Annotated in this window: 13 protein-coding genes; 6 read left to right on the top strand and 7 right to left on the bottom strand. The window is 72.1% G+C overall.

The genetic code is table 11. The features are described 5' to 3' along the window. Positions 1–48 precede the first annotated feature (48 nt). Positions 49–369, bottom strand: a complete 321-nt coding sequence (locus DYI95_RS07800; protein WP_371731862.1) for a metal-sensitive transcriptional regulator — start codon at positions 367–369, stop codon at positions 49–51. A gap of 254 nt (positions 370–623) precedes the next feature. On the opposite strand from DYI95_RS07800, the gene DYI95_RS07795 reads away from it, so the two are divergent. Together DYI95_RS07795 and DYI95_RS07790 are read left to right on the top strand one after the other, a co-directional pair. After that, positions 624–827, top strand: a complete 204-nt coding sequence (locus DYI95_RS07795) for a heavy-metal-associated domain-containing protein (protein ID WP_116900349.1) — start codon at positions 624–626, stop codon at positions 825–827. A gap of 685 nt (positions 828–1512) precedes the next feature. Beyond that, complete coding sequence (locus tag DYI95_RS07790; RefSeq protein WP_116900350.1) at positions 1513–1755, top strand: zinc ribbon domain-containing protein; 243 nt, start codon at positions 1513–1515, stop codon at positions 1753–1755. Here the strand turns inward: DYI95_RS07790 and DYI95_RS07785 are convergent. The 6 genes from DYI95_RS07785 to DYI95_RS07760 all read right to left on the bottom strand — a co-directional run bounded on the left by DYI95_RS07785 (position 1683) and on the right by DYI95_RS07760 (position 11319). Continuing rightward, on the bottom strand, positions 1683–2444 hold the full coding sequence (locus DYI95_RS07785) for a TlpA disulfide reductase family protein (protein ID WP_243149684.1): 762 nt from the start codon (positions 2442–2444) through the stop codon (positions 1683–1685). The two genes, DYI95_RS07790 and DYI95_RS07785, sit on opposite strands and share 73 nt — an antisense overlap. A gap of 158 nt (positions 2445–2602) precedes the next feature. Beyond that, positions 2603–6157, bottom strand: coding sequence for an SNF2-related protein (locus DYI95_RS07780; RefSeq protein ID WP_305849854.1), 3555 nt, complete (start codon positions 6155–6157; stop codon positions 2603–2605). A gap of 54 nt (positions 6158–6211) precedes the next feature. Then, positions 6212–7417 carry a CaiB/BaiF CoA-transferase family protein gene (locus DYI95_RS07775; protein ID WP_116900351.1) on the bottom strand — a complete coding sequence of 402 codons (1206 nt, stop codon included), beginning with the start codon at positions 7415–7417 and terminating at the stop codon, positions 6212–6214. A gap of 48 nt (positions 7418–7465) precedes the next feature. After that, entirely contained in the window at positions 7466–8389 is a 924-nt protein-coding gene (locus tag DYI95_RS07770; RefSeq protein ID WP_243149683.1) for a metallopeptidase family protein, read from the bottom strand. Between the two features lie 60 nt (positions 8390–8449). Continuing rightward, the gene (locus DYI95_RS07765) at positions 8450–9751 is read right to left on the bottom strand and encodes a cysteine desulfurase-like protein (protein ID WP_164581351.1); all 1302 of its coding nucleotides are present in this window, start codon (positions 9749–9751) and stop codon (positions 8450–8452) included. 185 nt (positions 9752–9936) lie between these two features. After that, positions 9937–11319 carry an FAD-binding oxidoreductase gene (locus DYI95_RS07760; RefSeq protein ID WP_116900352.1) on the bottom strand — a complete coding sequence of 461 codons (1383 nt, stop codon included), beginning with the start codon at positions 11317–11319 and terminating at the stop codon, positions 9937–9939. A 280-nt stretch (positions 11320–11599) separates the two neighbouring features. Between DYI95_RS07760 and DYI95_RS07755 the strand changes: the two genes are divergently transcribed. From DYI95_RS07755 to DYI95_RS07740, 4 genes are all read left to right on the top strand, one after another. Next, the gene (locus DYI95_RS07755) at positions 11600–12481 is read left to right on the top strand and encodes a basic amino acid ABC transporter substrate-binding protein (RefSeq protein WP_116900353.1); all 882 of its coding nucleotides are present in this window, start codon (positions 11600–11602) and stop codon (positions 12479–12481) included. A 197-nt stretch (positions 12482–12678) separates the two neighbouring features. Next, entirely contained in the window at positions 12679–13356 is a 678-nt protein-coding gene (locus tag DYI95_RS07750) for an amino acid ABC transporter permease (protein WP_116900354.1), read from the top strand. Then, a complete protein-coding gene (locus DYI95_RS07745) occupies positions 13349–14131 on the top strand; it encodes an amino acid ABC transporter ATP-binding protein (RefSeq protein WP_305849853.1) in 783 nt (260 codons plus the stop codon). Before DYI95_RS07750 ends, DYI95_RS07745 begins: the two co-directional genes overlap by 8 nt. Positions 14132–14189: 58 nt before the next feature. Next, on the top strand, positions 14190–15827 hold the full coding sequence (locus tag DYI95_RS07740; protein WP_116900355.1) for a Sapep family Mn(2+)-dependent dipeptidase: 1638 nt from the start codon (positions 14190–14192) through the stop codon (positions 15825–15827). The last annotated feature ends 220 nt before the right edge of the window (positions 15828–16047 follow it).

Genomic DNA, 16047 nt, shown 5'->3' with positions numbered 1-16047 from the left:
CAGCGTGCATGCCCGTGGCGCGTACGCTACCTCGGGACGCCTGGCAGGTCATGTGGTCCTCAAGAGGCGCCGCACCACGGCCAGGACCTCGTCGATGGCCGCGTCGCCATCGCCGCTGCGCACGGCGTCCTGGACGCAATGGTGGGTGTGCTGTTCGAGCAGTTGCAGGGCCACGGCGTCCAGGGCCGCCCGCACTGCCGCCACCTGGACCAGCACGTCCACACAGTACCGTTCCTCCTCGACCATGCGCTGCAGCCCGCGGACCTGTCCCTCGATGCGGCGCAGCCGGTCGAGCAGCTTCTTGCGGTCGGCGTGGGGCGTCATGCGCCGCGACCCGGGGTCGTGGCACTTGGCTGGCTCGGCGTTCAAGGGACGCGCCTCCTCAGCGGTTCCTTTCGGTCTCTACGCAGGCGAATTCAGGTTCTCCCCCATCATACCCCCATGGGGTATAAGGGTGTCAACGGCGACCCCGCCCGGCGGAGTTTGACAGCGCCCGCGGGAAGCGCCTAGGATAGGGGAAGGATACCCCCTGTGGGTATCTTCGGCAAAACGGCCCAAGGCGGGCGCGCTTGGGGTTGGTTGAAGGAAAGCGCTCCGCCGGCCAGGCAGGAGGGATGGGTCCCATGGCGACGCGAGTCTACCAGGTGCGGGGCATGTCCTGCGACCACTGCAAGATGGCCGTCAAGAAGGCCATTTCCGGTGTGGCGGGGGTCAAGGACGTGGAGGTCGACCTGGCGACGGGCCGGGTGACGGTGACGTACGAGGGTGATCTGGACGACGTCCGCGTCCGGGAGGCCGTGGAGGACGCCGGTTACGAGGTGGTGTAACGGCCGGCGCGTGCCCGGCCCGGCCGTGGCCGGCGGTGACCGGCGGCCGTCCAGGAGGCCTCACGGCTTCCTCGGTACGGGAGGGCCTGCGTTCGTCCGGCCGCCCGGTTCCGGGAGGCCCGCTACGCCGAGTTCGTCCCGGCGTTCGTCCGCTCCGCAGGGCCGCGGGGGCTCCCGGGTTCGGGCGGCCGGCGCCGCGGCCGGTTTGAGATGGGTCTTGCAGCGCTGCCCGCAGGCCACCCAGGCGGATGGCCAAGTGGGGGAAGGTAGCGCTCCGCAGCGGTTCGTCCCAGCGGCCTTTCCTCCATTCTTCAGACCCGCGGATTACAACGGACCTCGGGCAGTGAGCTCGCGGGATCGTGATGGCGGACAGGTGCCGCCAGGCTCGTCCCCGGCAGCCGGGAATAGGTCCCGGCGGCATCCGGTCCCCCCGGCGGAGATGCCCGGGAGACCGGACCAGGATACTGAAAGCGAGAGGCGAATGTCGTCATCCAGGACTCCCGCGACCATCCGGTGCAGGTGAGGAGCCCGGCCGTCGATGCGCCGATAGGCGCCGCTGGCCCGGCACCGCGCCGCCATCCGCCTGCCGCAGGATAGCCGGGCGACTCGCGGGAGAGGGAGCGGCCGGCCGGACCCCGTCCCCACGGTGTCCGGGTGCCCGCGCCGGCAGGAGGGAGGATCCGGGGTGGACATCGCCAGCGCCATCGCGCAGCGCTTCAAGTGCAGCAAGTGCGGGCACGATGGGGCCCGGGTCAAGGAAGTGGCCATGACGGGAGCGGGCCTCAGCAAGATTTTCGACATCCAGCACAACCACTATCTTTTTGTGTCGTGCCAGAACTGCGGTTACACCGAGGTCTACGACCCCCGCGCCCTGGCCGGCAAGCGCGGCACCCTCTCGACCATTCTGGACGTGCTCTTCGGCGGGTGAGGCGCCGCCCCTTGTGAAGCGGCCACCGTCTCCCGGTAGAGCCGCTCCATGTCGGCCAGGGTCATGGGGCCGTGCCAGTGGACCCGCAGGATCCCCTGGGGGTCGATCCAGAAGGTCTCCGGGTAGCCGGTGACCCGGTACCGGCGGAAGACCGTCTTATCCCGGTCCAGCAGCACGGGGTAGGTGGCGCCGAACTCGGCCAGGAAGGCGCGGACCGTGTCCACCGGCTCGGCCACGTTGATGGCGTAGAAGGCCACCCGGTCGCCGTAACGCTGGTAGAACGCCTGCAGGGCCGGCGTTTCCTCCCGGCAGGGCAGGCACCACGACGCCCAGAAGTTGAGGACGACCACCCGTCCCTTCAACTCCGCCAGCCGCACCGGCGGGCCGTCCAGCTGGGGCAGGGTGAAGTCCGGCGCCGGCTTGCCCGGAGCCGGGGCAGAAGCCAGGATGTGTTCCATGGAACGGACGCCGGCGAGGAAAGCAAGGGCCAGAACCAGGGCGACGGCCAGGGCGACGCGCCGCCGGCGGCGCGTCGCCGGCATCCGGCCGGGCGCCGGGTCGTCACCGGTCCTGGCCAGGGTTGCGGCCGCTCCACCCTCCACCCCGTCGGGGCGAGGGGTTGCGGCTGCCGGTTCCGCCGGTTCCGCTCGTGGGTCCGCTCCTCCGTTGGCTGGCTCGTTCCTGCGCATGGGCCGGTTGCCCTCCATGGCGGTCCATCGGGCCGGGCCGTCGCGCCTTCATCGCGCCGGTGCGTTCGCGTCCCCGGCGGCGTGTCCGCGTTCAGGCTGGCGCGCCCGGGTCGAGGCCGGTTCGTCCGGGTCCACCATGCCCTACGGCGGGCCGGAAATCAATCCGGCGCCAGCAGGAACTCCAGGTCCTCGCGGGTCAGGTCCTTGCCCAGCTTGCCATCGCCGGCCAGCAGCGCCCCCGCCAGGGCCTGCTTGCGGGCCTGGAGTTGCAGGATCTTCTCCTCCACCGTACCCCGGGTGATCAGCTTGTAGCTGAACACCGGCCGGTCCTGGCCGATGCGGTGGGCGCGGCCCGTGGCCTGTTCCTCCGCCGCCGGGTTCCACCAGGGGTCGAAGTGGATGACGTATGAGGCGGTGGTCAGGTTCAGGCCCGTACCGCCGGCCTTGAGGCTGATCAGGAACACCGGCACCTGGCCCGCCTGAAAGCGCTCGATCCGGGCCGCCCGGTTGCGGGTTCGGCCGTCCAGGCGCTCCCAGGGGATCGCCATGCGGTCCAGCTCCTGGCCCAGGATGTCCAGCATGCGGGCGAACTGGCTGAAGACCAGCACCCGCCCGCCGCCGCCCACGGCGTGCTCCACCAGCTCGCGAAAGGCCTCCAGCTTGGCCGACCCCGCCTTGCGATAGGCGGGCAGGTCGAGCAAGGCGGGGTGGCAGCAGGCCTGGCGGAGCCGCAGCAGGGCTTCCAGGATCGTCATCCGGCTGCGGGCGATGCCCACCCGATCCACCTCGTCCTGGACCCGGGTGCGGTAGGCCAGCAGGAGCTCGCGATAGAGGCGCCGCTGGGCGGGCGCCATCTCGCAGTACTGGACGACCTCGGTGCGGGGCGGCAGGTCCCGGGCAACCTGATCCTTGAGGCGCCGCAGGATGAAGGGGTGGATCCGGCGCCGCAGCTCCACCACCCGCGGATCCGCCTCACCGGCCGGAACCAGCCGGCCCTCCGCCGGTGCCGGTGCCGCCCTCGGGGCCGCCGCCGGTCCAGGTTCGACCTCCGCGCCGCCGTAGCGGCGCAGGAAGGCATCCCGGGGCCCCAGGTATCCCGGCAGCAGGATCTCGAACAGGGCCCAGAGGTCGAGGACGTGGTTCTCCACGGGCGTTCCCGTCAGGGCCAGGCGGTGCCGGGCCTTGACCTGCCGCAAGGTCCGCCAGGACTGGGTTTCGGGGTTCTTCACGTGCTGGGCCTCGTCTAGGATGAGGTAGTGGTAGTCCCGCTCGAGCAGGCGTTCCGCGTCCCGCCAGACCAGGGGGTAGGTGGTGATCAGGAGGTCGTACCGGCCCGCCTGGCGGAAGAGGGTGCTGCGCCGCGGTCCCGCCAGCGCCAGCACGTCGAGGGACGGGGCGAACCTGCGGGCCTCCTCCACCCAGTTGTGGACCAGGGAGGTGGGTACCACCACCAGGCTGGGGGCTGCCGCCCGGCCCGCCTCCTTCTCGGCCAGCAACAGGGCCAGCACCTGGAGGGTTTTGCCGAGGCCCATGTCGTCGGCCAGGATCCCGTGCAGCCCGTGGTCCCGCAGGAACGCAAGCCAGTGGTAGCCCAGGATCTGGTAGGGCCGCAGCCGGGCCTTCAGCCCCCGGGGCAGCGGGACGGCGGGAATCCTCCGAAAGCCGTCCAGCAACCGGCTGAGGCGGCGGTAGCCCTCGTCGGCCTCCGCCTCGTCGGCTCCTTCCAGGATCTGCGCAGCCAGGCCGAAGGCCCAGCGGCTGAGCCGCAGCGGCTCCGGTAGGGGCGAACCCTGCCCCTTGCCGGCCGAGGGGCGCTGGGTCTTCCGCCGCCGGGGCGCCAGGGCGGCCAGGGTGTCGAGCCGCTCCAGCCAGGCTTCAGGCAGCCGCGCCAGTACCCCCGTGTCGAGGCGGACATAACGGGAGCCTCGCGCCAGCGCGTCCAGCAGGGCGTCGATTCCCGCCGCGCCGTCGGGCCCTTCCAGGGCGACGTCCAGGTCGAGCCAGTCGATGCCCGTCCGCACCTGAACCCGGGAGCGCAGGGGACCGCGGCCGACCCGGAAGCGGACCAGGCGCTCCTGGCCCCGGACCTCCCATCGTGTGGCCAGCCGGGGCAGGGTCTGGGTGAGGAAGTCCAGGGCGCTGTCCGCGAAGAGGAGGCAGCGGCCGGCGGCGTCCGGCCGGGCTCTGGCGGCGGCCATGAGGGCGGCAAACTCGTCCCAGGCCGCCTGCTCCAGGTCCCGGCGGCGGCGGTACCAGACGGGCGGCTCCTTCCTCCCGCTGCGGAAGCCCGCCTCCCCTTCGATCAGGACGGGTTCCTCGTCCTGCACCCGGACGGTGGGGCCGCCAGGCGCGTAGGCGAAGGCCAGTTCCACCACCAGGGCGCCCTCGGACTCCGAGAGCAGGACCACGGGCCGCGGGGTGCCGTCCCGGATGCGCTCTTCCAGAAGGCGGGGCAGCCGCACCCGGGCCTGCTGCTGCAGCCGCGGCAGGTAGTGGCCGACGAACTCCGCCACCTCGGCCGCCGGGATCACCAGCGGCCGGGCACCCACTGCGAGGTGCAGCGCCACGTCGCCCTCCGGCAGCACCGGGCGCACCACAGGCCCCCACTGCACCCACAGGTAGCGCTCCCCCGGGATCCCGATGCTGCCCGCCGGGGGTGACCAGGGCTGGCCCGTGGGGGTCGACCAGAGGGTCGTCAGGGTCAGGTCGCCGCCGCTTCCGGCCGGTGCGACCAGCAGTTCGACCCGGTAGGGCTCGTGCTCGATGCGCAGGGGTTCGGAGCCGTCGCCGGCGAACACGAAGGGCAGCCGGCCCAGGATTTCGAAGCCCAGGTCGACCATGCCGGGCGGCAGCTCGTAAAGCGGGTCGTAACCGGCCGGTGCGGGCCGGCGGGAATGGGGACCGGCCTGCTCCACCAGGCGGAAGAGCAGCCGGTGCAGCGGCCCGGCGGGAGAGGGGCCCCAGGGCGAGAAGGGGTCGAAGGAAAGGGGCCGCTCCTTGCCCAGCCCCTGGCGGCCCCAGCGGGCCCGGTGGATCGCCAGGCGCGGGCCGCCGGGGTAGAAGTAGACGCGGACGACCACCTGGTCCGTTCCGGGCCGGGGCAGCGGGTGGCGGGCAGGGTGCGACCCCGCAACCCGGGTTCCGCCGGATCCCGCGGGCCGTGTCCAGCGCTCCATGGCTTCCCGCCAGCCGGGGGCCGGAGCCCCCTGGCCGGTGCCGGGTGCCCGCTGGCCGGTGGCGGGTCCAGGCGGCGCGGCGGCGGGGGACGAACCGGCCGCCGGCGCCAGGCCGTGGGCCGGCCCTTCGGGGGCCGGTTCATCCGGCCCCTCTTCGGGCCCGGCCGTGGTCCCGGCCTCCCGCAGGCGACTCCAGGTGGTGAGGACATCGATGGCCACGGCCACGGCGTGCTTGCACGGCGTGTCATCGTACGGGCAGGAACAGGCGGCCTGCCAGTCCTCCATGGCCGGGTCCCACCAGATCGCCACGCGGTAGGGTTCGGCAGCGGTCCCCTGGACCCGGCCGACCAGGCGCGGGCCCGGTTCCCAGCCGACCTCCAGGACCTGCCCCCCGGCGGCGTAGTCCCGCCCCCGCCGCGCGATGACCGGCGGCGCCGTATCGACGAGATCGGAAAGGGCGTCCAGCAATGCCGGGAGGGGAAAGGAGGGGGTTGCAGGGTTCTTGATGCGGGTTGGACCTGCTGCCGTGCCGCTCACCTGAACCGGTCCTCCTGTCTTCGCCAGCTGCCCTTCCGGCCACCGTCCTTCGCCCTAAGCGCCGGCGATGATGCCCGCTTCCCGAAGCCGCTGCCGCTCCTCGGCCGGCAGGCCGAGTTCTTCCAGCACCTGGTCGGTGTGCTGGCCCAGCAGGGGGGGCGGGGCGTAGATGGCGCCCGGCGTGACCGAGAGCTTGACGGGGATGCCCGTCACCCGGATGACCCCGGCCCGCGGGTGCTCCAGGGAGACGATCATCTGCCGGTGCTGCACGTGGGGGTCCTGGGCCAGGTCGGCGATGCTGAGGATGGGACCCGCCGGCACCCCGGCCGCGTCCAGGCGCCGGAGCCACTCGGCGGTGGTCCGGCTGCGCATCAGGGCCTCCAGCTCCGGCAGCAGCTGGTCCCGATGCTCCACACGGCCGGCATTGGTGGCGTAACGGGGGTCGGCGGCCAGATCGGGCCGTTCCGCCGCCTCGCAGAAGCGCCGCCAGAGGCTGTCGTTGCCCACCGCCACGATCAGGTGGCCGTCGGCCGTCTCGAAGGCCTGGTAGGGGACCAGGTTGGGGTGGGCCGAGCCGTAGCGGCGCGGGACCTGGCCGGTGGCGAAGTAGTTACCGGCCACGTAGGTCAGCCAGGCGATCTGGCCCTCCAGCAGGGAGACGTCCACCACCTGGCCGCGGCCGGAGCGCTCCCGCTCCCACAGGGCGGCCAGGATGCCGAAGGCGGCCCACATCCCGGCGCCGATGTCGGCGATGGCCACGCCGGCCCGCACCGGGGGCCGGTCGGGCTCGCCGGTGACGTGCATGATGCCCCCCATGGCCTGGGCGATGGCATCGTACCCCGGCTTGTCCCGGTACGGCCCGTCCTGGCCGAAGCCCGAGATGGAGGCATAGACCAGGCGCGGGTTCTCCCGCAGCAGGTCCTCGGGGCCGATGCCCAGCCGGGCGGCCGTACCCGGCCGGAAGTTCTCCACCACCACGTCGCAGTGCCGCGCCATCCACCGGATCAGGTCGCGGCCTTCGGGAGCCTTGAGGTCGACCACCACGCTGCGCTTGTTGCGGTTGACGGATAGGAAGTAGGCGGCCTCCCCGTTGACGAAGGGCGGCCCCCAGGCCCGGGTGTCGTCGCCCGCCCCCGGGCGCTCGATCTTGATCACGTCGGCGCCGAAGTCGGCCAGCATCATGGTGCAGTACGGCCCGCTGAGCACCCGCGAAAGGTCGAGCACGCGGATGCCCTGAAGCGGCCCCTGGCGGCCCTTCACCGTCCGTTCCTCCCTCCCGTGACGTATGGGCTTGGGTTCCTCGCCTTCCTACCCCGGGTGCCGGCCGTGGCCTGTGCCCCGCCGGGTGCCCCGCCTGGGCGGCTCCTGCGCGATGCCCGCGATGCCGGGGGCTTCCGCCCGGGATGCCCCTTCCGGCCCGGCTCCGGCGCCCGGGGCTGTGCCCTGCGCCGGATCGGCTGGTGCTGGGCCGGTGCCGGCCTGTGTACCGGCGGCTCCGGGTGCCTCCGGGCCGGGGGCTTCCCCGGATCCCGGGGCCCTGCCCCGGCGTGCCTCCTCCCAGAGCTGCTGGAGCTGGCGGAGGTCTTCGAGCCCCAGCCAGTCCACGCCGGCCAGCCCTTCGACGTGGTGCTGCAGCTCGTGGAGGATGGTCTCCTCCAGCTCGGCGTACCAGACGCCGGCGGGTTCTCCCGCCAGCACCCGCTCGAAGGAGCCGTAGTAGATGCGGATGAACCGGCCCAGGTAGGGCTCGGTGATGTACTCGCCCAGCAGGTAGACCCCCGGCGGGTCCGAGGGGATGCGCCGGGCCTCGGGGTCGATCTGGACCCCGCCTTCGAGCTCCTGCAGCAGGCGGGGCGGCAGCCGGCCGACGATCTCCTCCGCCCAGGCCGTGAAGGTCTCAAAGTCCACGGGGACGAACCGGTACCGCCGCAGGCGGCGCGGCCGGCGGGCCGGGGGCCGGGCCGGCCGGCGGGCACGCCCCCGGGCACCTTCCCGGGCGCGCCCCCCAGCCCCCCGGGCGGCCGGCTCGGGACTGCGCTCCTGGACGGGGTCGGGCCTGTACCCCTGAGCCGGCTCGCCCGCTTGCGGCCGGCCGGGGGCGGGCGCAGGCGGATCGCCGCTCGGGGGATGGTCCGTCCCGAAACCGAGCGGCTCGCCGCCCGGGGGCTGGTCCGTCCCGTGGCCAGGCACCTCGCCGGAGCGGCGGGCCGGCCCGTGACCAGCAAGGTCCATGGTGGTGGGCTTCCCTCCCCTCGAGGCCCTGGCGGGGGCCGGCGCGGGCGGGGTACTGGATTAGCGGCGCGCCAGTTCCTCCACCGCCGCCAGCAGCCGGTCAACCTCCGCGACCGTGTTGTAGGGCGCCAGGCCCACCCGCACCAGGCCACCCGACGCCGCCAGCCCCAGGCGTTCGATCAAGGTGACGGCATAAAAGTCGCCGTCCCAGACGAACAGGCCCCGCTCGGCCAGGTACCGGGCGACATCGGCCGGATGATGCCCGGCCACGGTGAAGGACACCGTGGGGGTGCGGGGATGGCCTTCGGGAGGCCCGTAGACCTTGACCCCCGGCAGGGCGGCCAGGCCGGCCCGCAGGCGGGCCGCCAGGGGCGCCTCGTGCGCCTCGATGGCATGCATGGCGGCCAGGATCTCTGCCCGGCGGCCGGTGGCCTCGCCCAGCAGCGGCCGGAAGGTGTCCAGGTGACGACGGCCCAGGCGGGCGATGAAGTCGATGGCCGCGACCACCCCGGCCAGCCCCTCGTGGTTCAGGGTCCCCGTTTCGATCTTCTCCGGTGCCGAGGGCGACTGGGGCCGCACCCGGTAGGTGGCCAGCGCCTCGAAGGCCGCCCGGCGCCCGTAGAGCACGCCCACGTGGGGGCCGAAGAACTTGTAGGCCGAACAGAGCAGGAAGTCGCAGCCGATGGCCCGGACGTCGATGGGCGCGTGGGGCGCGTAGTGGACGGCGTCGACCACCGCCAGGGCGCCGGCGTCGTGGGCCATGCGCACGGCCCGGGCCACGTCGTTGATGGTGCCCACCGCGTTGGACGCCCAGCCGATGGCCACCACCCGCGTGCGGCGCCCCAGTAGGCCTGCCAGCTGGTCCAGGTCCAGGGTGCAGGTCTCCGGGTCCACGGGCAGCCAGCGGATGACGGCCCCCTGTTCCTCCAGGGCCAGCCAGGGGCTGACGTTGGCGTCATGGTCCAGCTCGGTCACCACGATCTCGTCGCCCGGGCGCAGGGTGCGGCCGATGGCCCGCGCCAGGTTGAAGTTGAGCGTGGTCATGTTGGCACCAAAGGCGATCTCGGCGGGCGTGGCCCCCAGGAAGTCGGCCAGGGCGGCCCGGGCCTCGGCGATGGTTTCATCGGTGGCCCTGCTGGTCATAAAGGCGCCGTGGGTGTTGGCATTCTTCTTGACCAGGTAGGCGGCCATGGCCTCGATCACCGCCTGGGGGACCTGGGTCCCGCCGGGCCCGTCCAGAAAGGCTGCAGGATGGCCGTTGACGGTCAGCTCCAGGGCGGGGAACTCCGCCCGGCACCAGGAGAGGTCGATGGCACCCGCCGCGGCCGCGGCAGGGGCCGGAATCGGCTTGTCCACGGGCATGACCCTCCAGACGACGCGACTCGAAAGTCGAAGGCGCGCGAAGATTCCTTAAACTGCTGTCCTTTGATGATTGCTTAGGGGTGGGCGGCCCGGTTCCTGCCGAACACGCCGGTGACCGGGGGCTGCGGGTCCGGCGGGGCGCCCGGCCCGCTCCCCTCCGCACCCGCTCTCCGGGCCGCCACCCGCTAGCCCTCGCCGGCCGTGTTGAAGCCCTGCCCCATCTCAAAATCGGTATAGCCGCTGAACCGGCTGGCGCGGAGGGCTTCGGTGCCTTCCAGCGGGCGGCCGCCCAGCGCCGGTTCTTCCCCCAGGACGAACCGGGCCACCAGCTCCCCCACCGCCGGTGCCCGCATCACACCGAAGCCGTTGAAGCCCACCGCCAGGTGCAGGCTCTCAACGCCTCCGTAGGGCCCCAGCAGCGGCCGCCGGTCCGGGGTGGCGTCGCACAGGTGGGCCCAGCCGCGAACCAGCTCGGCGCCCCGGGCCGCCGGCAGCCGGTGCTCGAGCCGTGCCCGGCAGGCTGCGATGAACTCGGGGTCGGGCTCGCGGCGGAAGGCGGCAGGGTCCTGTTCCACCAGCTGGGTGCCGTCGCCCACGGCCAGGAAGCCCTCCCGGGGCAGCCAGTAATATTCGCCCGTGACGTCGTGCAGGGGCGGCACGGTGGAGGGGTCAAGACCGGCGGGCAGCGCCCAGAAGGACAGCTGGGTGCGATAGGGCTTGATGGGCGCGTCCAGTCCCGCCGTCTGCAGCAGCCGGCGGGTCCAGACACCCGTGGCCACCACCACCGCATCGGCCGCCACGGGGCCGGCGGGGGTGCGGACCCCGGCCACCACCGGGCCGGCGGCACCGCGCCCCAGCCCCAGCTCCAGGGCGGGAGTTTCCTCCAGGATGGCCACCTCCCGCTGGCGCAGCCGCCGGGCCAGGGTGCGGGCCACCTCGCCCGGCAGCAAGGTGCCGTCTCCGGGGACGAACCAGGCGGCTTCCACGTCCGCCCAGTTCCAGGCGGGCACCGCCACCGCACCCTCGGCGGGGGTCAGGTCGTGGACGGCAATGCCGGCTTCCCGCACCATGGCAGCCCGCGCGGCCAGCTGGCGAGTCACGCCCTCGACCATGCTTTCCTGGCTTGCCTCGCCGCCCTGGTTCGCCTGGCCGCTGGTGGCCGCTGCCTGCGCCGGCACCCCTGCCCGGCGGGCCGGCGCAGGCACCTCGGCCGGTGCCTCCTGCCGGGCACGGCTTCCCGGCACCCCGGTCACCGTGCCCCCATGGCCGCTGGCCCCCGGCCGCGGCACGGTCCGCGACACCACCACGTACGAGCCCGTGACCCGGAAAAAGGAGCCGCCCAGCTCCGCCTGCTGGGCCGCGTAGAGCTCCGCGCTGCGCCGTACCAGGTGGGCGTCCAGCGGGTTCCACGTGAAGTGGGAGAGGAACCCCGCCCCGTGGGAGGTGGCGCCGCCCCCCACAGCCCCCTGCTCGATGACGGCGATCCGCCGGATCCCCATCTCGCGTAGGTGCCAGGCGGCCTGCAGGCCGGCGATGCCGCCGCCCACGATGACGACCTCAAACTGCAAAGGACATCCTCCTTTCGCTGGCCGGCCCGGTGCCGGCACCCTGCGCCCCTCCGCGCAGGGGTCGATGGGCACCTGCGGGCCGGTGTCGATCGCTGTCGTAACCCGTCAGCGATTCGCCGCCGGTGCGCCGTTCCCTCTGGAAACCACCGGGCCCCGCAACGAAAAACGACAGAAAATCGCCGCTGTCCACAAGGAGTTGACGAGCCGGCCCCGAATCTTTATTTTCAAACGTGTTGCTTGTATTTTTATGCGTTTCCGGCAGGAAAGGTGGGAGAACGTGTTGGCAATCTTCGGTCGTAGGGGGCGCATGGCCCGGCTGTGGGCCGCCCTGGCCCTGGTGGCCGCCCTGGTGATCGTCGCCGGCTGCGGTGGATCCGGCCAGCCGGCCACAGGGGACTCGGGCAGCAGCTCCGGTACCAGCAGCGGCACGGGCACCGGCGCCGGGGGCGAAGGTGGCGAGAAGTCGCTGCTGGATGAGATCAAGGAGCGCGGGTACATGACCTTCGCCACCGACGGCGCGTACCCGCCCATGGAATTCCCCAACCCGGAGAATCCCAGTGAGCTGATCGGGTTTGACATCGATCTGGGGAAGGCCATCGCCGAGAAGCTGGGCGTGGAGCACCGGGCGGTGGTGGTGGACTGGGACGGCATCCTGGCAGGTCTGGAGTCCGGCCGCTACGACGTGGTGATGAGCTCCATGAACATCACCGAGGAGCGGCAGAAGAGCGCGGACTTCGTCCAGTACTTTGAAATGGGCCAGATGATCGTCGTGGCGAAGGGGAACCCCAAGGGCATCTACTCGCTGGATGACCTGAAGGGCAAGGTCATCGCCGTGCAGATCGGGACCACCAACGAAGAGATTGCCCGGGGCATCGAGGGCGCGACGGTGAAGACCTTCCAGACCTTCCCCGACGCCTTGAAGGAAGTCCACGTCGGGCGGGCTGACGCCACCATCCTGGACGAGCCGGTGGCCCGTTACTACGCCAATATCGAGGGCGACAAGTACGAGTTCGTGGGCGAACCGTTTGAGCGGGCGCCGGTGGGGATCGCCGTGGCAAAGGGCCACGAGGACCTGGTGCAGGCGATCCAGAAGGCCCTGGACGAATTGAAGCAGGACGGGACCTACGACCAGATCTACACCAAGTGGTTCGGTGGGCAGTGAGCGGCCGCCCGGCGGGCCGCAGGTGGGCCGGCCCGCCTGCGCCACCACGATCAGCACACAACGCCGGGTGAGATGAGAGTCCGAGGCACGAGCCACGCCGGCGCGCGGCAACCGCAGCGCCGGCGTGCGGTTTCCGGAGCCACGTGTGGGGCCGGGCGGGCTCTTGACCCCGGGTGATGGGAGGACGGCGACAGAAGATGCCGCAAGAAGGTCTGGTGGATCTGGGCTTGTGGGGCGCGCTGCACCGGGTAACGCCGATTTACCTGGCCGGCGCCTGGCTTACGTTGAAGCTGACGGTGGTCTCGATCGTTCTCGGCCTCGCCATCGGCTTGTTGGTGGCCCTCATGAAACTCTCCCGCTTCGGGGTATTGCGGACCATCGGCTCCGCCTACACGTGGATCATTCGCGGGACGCCCCTGCTGGTTCAGATCTACCTTATCTACTTTGGCTTGTCGGACTACGGGATCGTTCTGGACGCCTTCCCCTCGGGAGTGGCCGCGCTGTCCATCAACTCGGGAGCCTACCTGGCGGAGATCATCCGGGCGGGCATCGAGTCCATCCCGCGGGGCCAGATGGAAGCCGCCCGGTCCCTGGGGATGAGTTATGGCCAGGCCATGCGCCGGGTCATCCTGCCGCAGGCGTACCGCCGCATGATCCCGCCCATGGTGAACGAGTTCGTCATCCTGCTCAAGGACTCGTCCCTGGTGTCGGTCATTGGGCTTCAGGAGATCATGCTCAACTCGCGGCAGTTTGCCTCTGCCACGCTGAAGTCGGTGTGGTTCTTCGGCTATGCCGCGTTCTATTACCTGGTGATGACGACGCTGTTCACCACCCTGGGGTCGTGGCTGGAAAGGAAGTTGAAGGAGTATGAGTGAGGCGCCCATGATCGAATTCCGTGGCGTCAACAAGTGGTTCGGCGACCTGCACGTGCTCAAGGACATCAACCTGACCATCGGCCGCGGCGAGGTGGTGGTCATCGCCGGTCCCAGCGGCAGCGGCAAGTCCACCCTCCTGCGCACCATCAACTACCTGGAGCCGGTGCAGGAGGGGGAGATCCTGGTGGACGGCGAGCCCATCGGGCGGCGCCGCCAGGGCAACCGCTGGGTGGAAGACTCCCCGGCCGAGATTAACCGCAAGCGCCAGGAGATCGGCATGGTATTCCAGCAGTTCAACCTGTTCCCCCACATGACGGCCCTGGAGAACGTGATGGAGGGGCTGGTGACGGTCCGGCGGATGCCGCGCCAGGAGGCGGAGCGGATCGCCCGCGAGATGCTGGCCCGGGTGGGCTTGGCGGACCGCATGGACCACCGGCCGTCCAAGCTGTCGGGCGGCCAGCAGCAGCGGGTGGCCATCGCCCGGGCCCTGGCCATGCGGCCCAAGGTCATCCTCTTCGACGAGCCCACCTCCGCCCTGGATCCCGAGCTGACGGGCGAGGTGCTGAACGTGATGCTCGACGTGGCCCGGCAGGGGTATACCATGGTGGTGGTCACCCACGAGATGGGCTTTGCCCGGGAGGTGGCCCACCGCATCGTGTTCATGGACGACGGGCGCGTGCTGCTGGACGTGCCGCCGGAGCAGTTCTTCCGCGATCCCGGGCACCCGCGGGCCCGGGACTTCCTGGGCCGGGTCCTCTGGCACGCCCAGGCCTGAGACCCGCCCCGGGCCGATGCCGCGCCGGGCAGATGCCATTCAGGAAGGAGTGCCAGCCGTGGCAGGCGAGGGTGAGGTGCGCGAGAACGCAGGCGGTGCCGGGCATGGTCGTCTGGCCGGCGAGGATGCTGCCGGCGAGGCCCATTTCGTTGCCGAGCTCGACCGCTGGCTGGGCGAGCACCGCCAGGCCATGATCGAGGCCGTCCAGGCCCTCTGCCGCATCCGCAGCGTGCAGGACGAACCGGCCCCCGGCCAGCCCTTCGGGCCCGGGGTGGCCGAAGCGCTGGAGTGGATCCGCCGGCATGCCGAGGCCATGGGCTTCCGAACCCGGAACCTCGACGGCTATGCCGTCGATGCCGAGATCGGTGAGGGGGAGGAGTGGATCGCCGTCCTCGGCCACGTGGACGTGGTGCCCGAAGGCACGGGCTGGACCTACCCGCCCTACGGGGCGGAGATCCACGACGGCCGCATCTACGCTCGTGGCGCCGTCGACGACAAGGGCCCCACGGTGGCGGCTCTCTATGCGCTGAAGGCCGTGGCCGATCTGGCCCTGGCCCAAGGCCGGCGGCCCGCCCGCCGCGCCCGCCTGGTGGTGGGCGGCAACGAAGAGTCGGGTTTCGAGTGTGTCAAGTACTACTTCGCCCGCGAGCCCCAGCCCGCCCTGGGCTTCAGCCCCGACGCCATGTTCCCCCTGGTCAACGCGGAGAAGGGGATGTGGACCTTCCGCCTCAGCCTGGAGCTGCCCGGCGAGGCCCAGGCCGCGGGCACCGGCTGGCGCGCCCGCCTGCTCCGCCTGGAGGGCGGCACCCGGGTCAACGTGGTACCCGAACATGCCGTGGCAGAACTGGCCGTCGAGGGGCCCGGGGCCCCCTCCCTGGACGAACTGGCCCGCCGCCTCCAGGACGGCGGCGGCCCGGGGCGGGCCCGCATCACGGCCCGGGTGGAGGGGGAACGGCTGGTGGTCGAGGCCCGGGGTGCCGCGGCCCATGCGATGCACCCGGAGAAGGGCATCAACGCCGTGGCCGGTCTGCTGAACGCCCTGGCGCGGGCGCTGGGGCCCGCCCTGCCACGCTCGTCCGACCTGGCGTTCCTGGCCGGGGCGGGGGCACGGACCGACGGCTCGGGCTTCGGGATCGCGGTGGCGGACCAGGTGTCGGGGCCGCTGACCGTCAACCTGGGCCTGATCCGGCTGGTGGGGGAGCATCCGTTGCAGGGGGCGGCGAGCCTTGCCGCCGGTGCGCCGGGGGAGGCGGCGGCGCCCGAGGCCTCCCGGGGTGCTGGGCGGGCCGGGACGGCGGGTGCCATCCTCTATGCCGACTGCAACGTGCGCTACCCGGTGACGGCTTCGGCCCAGGACCTGGCCCGGCGCGTGGTGGCCGCCCTGGCGGGAACCGGCTGGCGGTTTGAATCCCGGGAGGACATGCCGCCCCACCACGTGCCCGACGACAGCGAGATCGTCCGCCGGCTCCTGGCCGTCTACCGGGAGGAGGCGGGGGATCCCGCGGCCCGGCCCCTGGCCATCGGCGGCGGTACCTACGCCCGGGTGCTCAGGAACGGCGTGGCCTTCGGCCCGCTGTTCCCCGGGCAGCGGGAGCTGGCCCACGAGCCCGACGAGTACTGGAGCATCGACGACCTGGTGCGCTGCGTCCGGATCTACGCTCGGGCCCTGTACCGCCTGATGTTTGCGCCCCGCTGATGCCGGCCCCGGGGCCGGGTTCGTCCCGGTCCCGGGCCTTGTTTGTCCAGGTCGCGGGCCGGGTTCGTCCGGAGCGCGAGAGAGCCGGGCGGGGTTAGGGGCCGGTGGGTGTCAGAGCCGGCGACCCGTCGGGCTGGTCTCATCGGCTGCCCGGCCTTCTTGGGCCGGTGGCGGTGTCGTTGCGCCGGGTGGGCCGCCTCGAGCGGCATGCCCGGCGCTT

Source organism: Thermaerobacter sp. PB12/4term, from assembly GCF_003403315.2.
Classification (GTDB): Bacteria; Bacillota; Sulfobacillia; order Thermaerobacterales; family Thermaerobacteraceae; genus Thermaerobacter.
This window is presented reverse-complemented; position numbering and strand designations above follow the sequence as displayed.

What these genes read in the sequence shown, in the direction of transcription:
- DYI95_RS07795 (WP_116900349.1), top strand. Translation starts at nt 624, where the DNA reads ATGGCGACGCGAGTCTACCAGGTGCGGGGCATGTCCTGCGACCACTGC.
- DYI95_RS07770 (WP_243149683.1), bottom strand. Translation starts at nt 8,389, where the DNA reads ATGGACCTTGCTGGTCACGGGCCGGCCCGCCGCTCCGGCGAGGTGCCT.
- DYI95_RS07745 (WP_305849853.1), top strand. Translation starts at nt 13,349, where the DNA reads ATGAGTGAGGCGCCCATGATCGAATTCCGTGGCGTCAACAAGTGGTTC.
- DYI95_RS07765 (WP_164581351.1), bottom strand. Translation starts at nt 9,751, where the DNA reads ATGCCCGTGGACAAGCCGATTCCGGCCCCTGCCGCGGCCGCGGCGGGT.
- DYI95_RS07750 (WP_116900354.1), top strand. Translation starts at nt 12,679, where the DNA reads ATGCCGCAAGAAGGTCTGGTGGATCTGGGCTTGTGGGGCGCGCTGCAC.
- DYI95_RS07785 (WP_243149684.1), bottom strand. Translation starts at nt 2,444, where the DNA reads ATGCGCAGGAACGAGCCAGCCAACGGAGGAGCGGACCCACGAGCGGAA.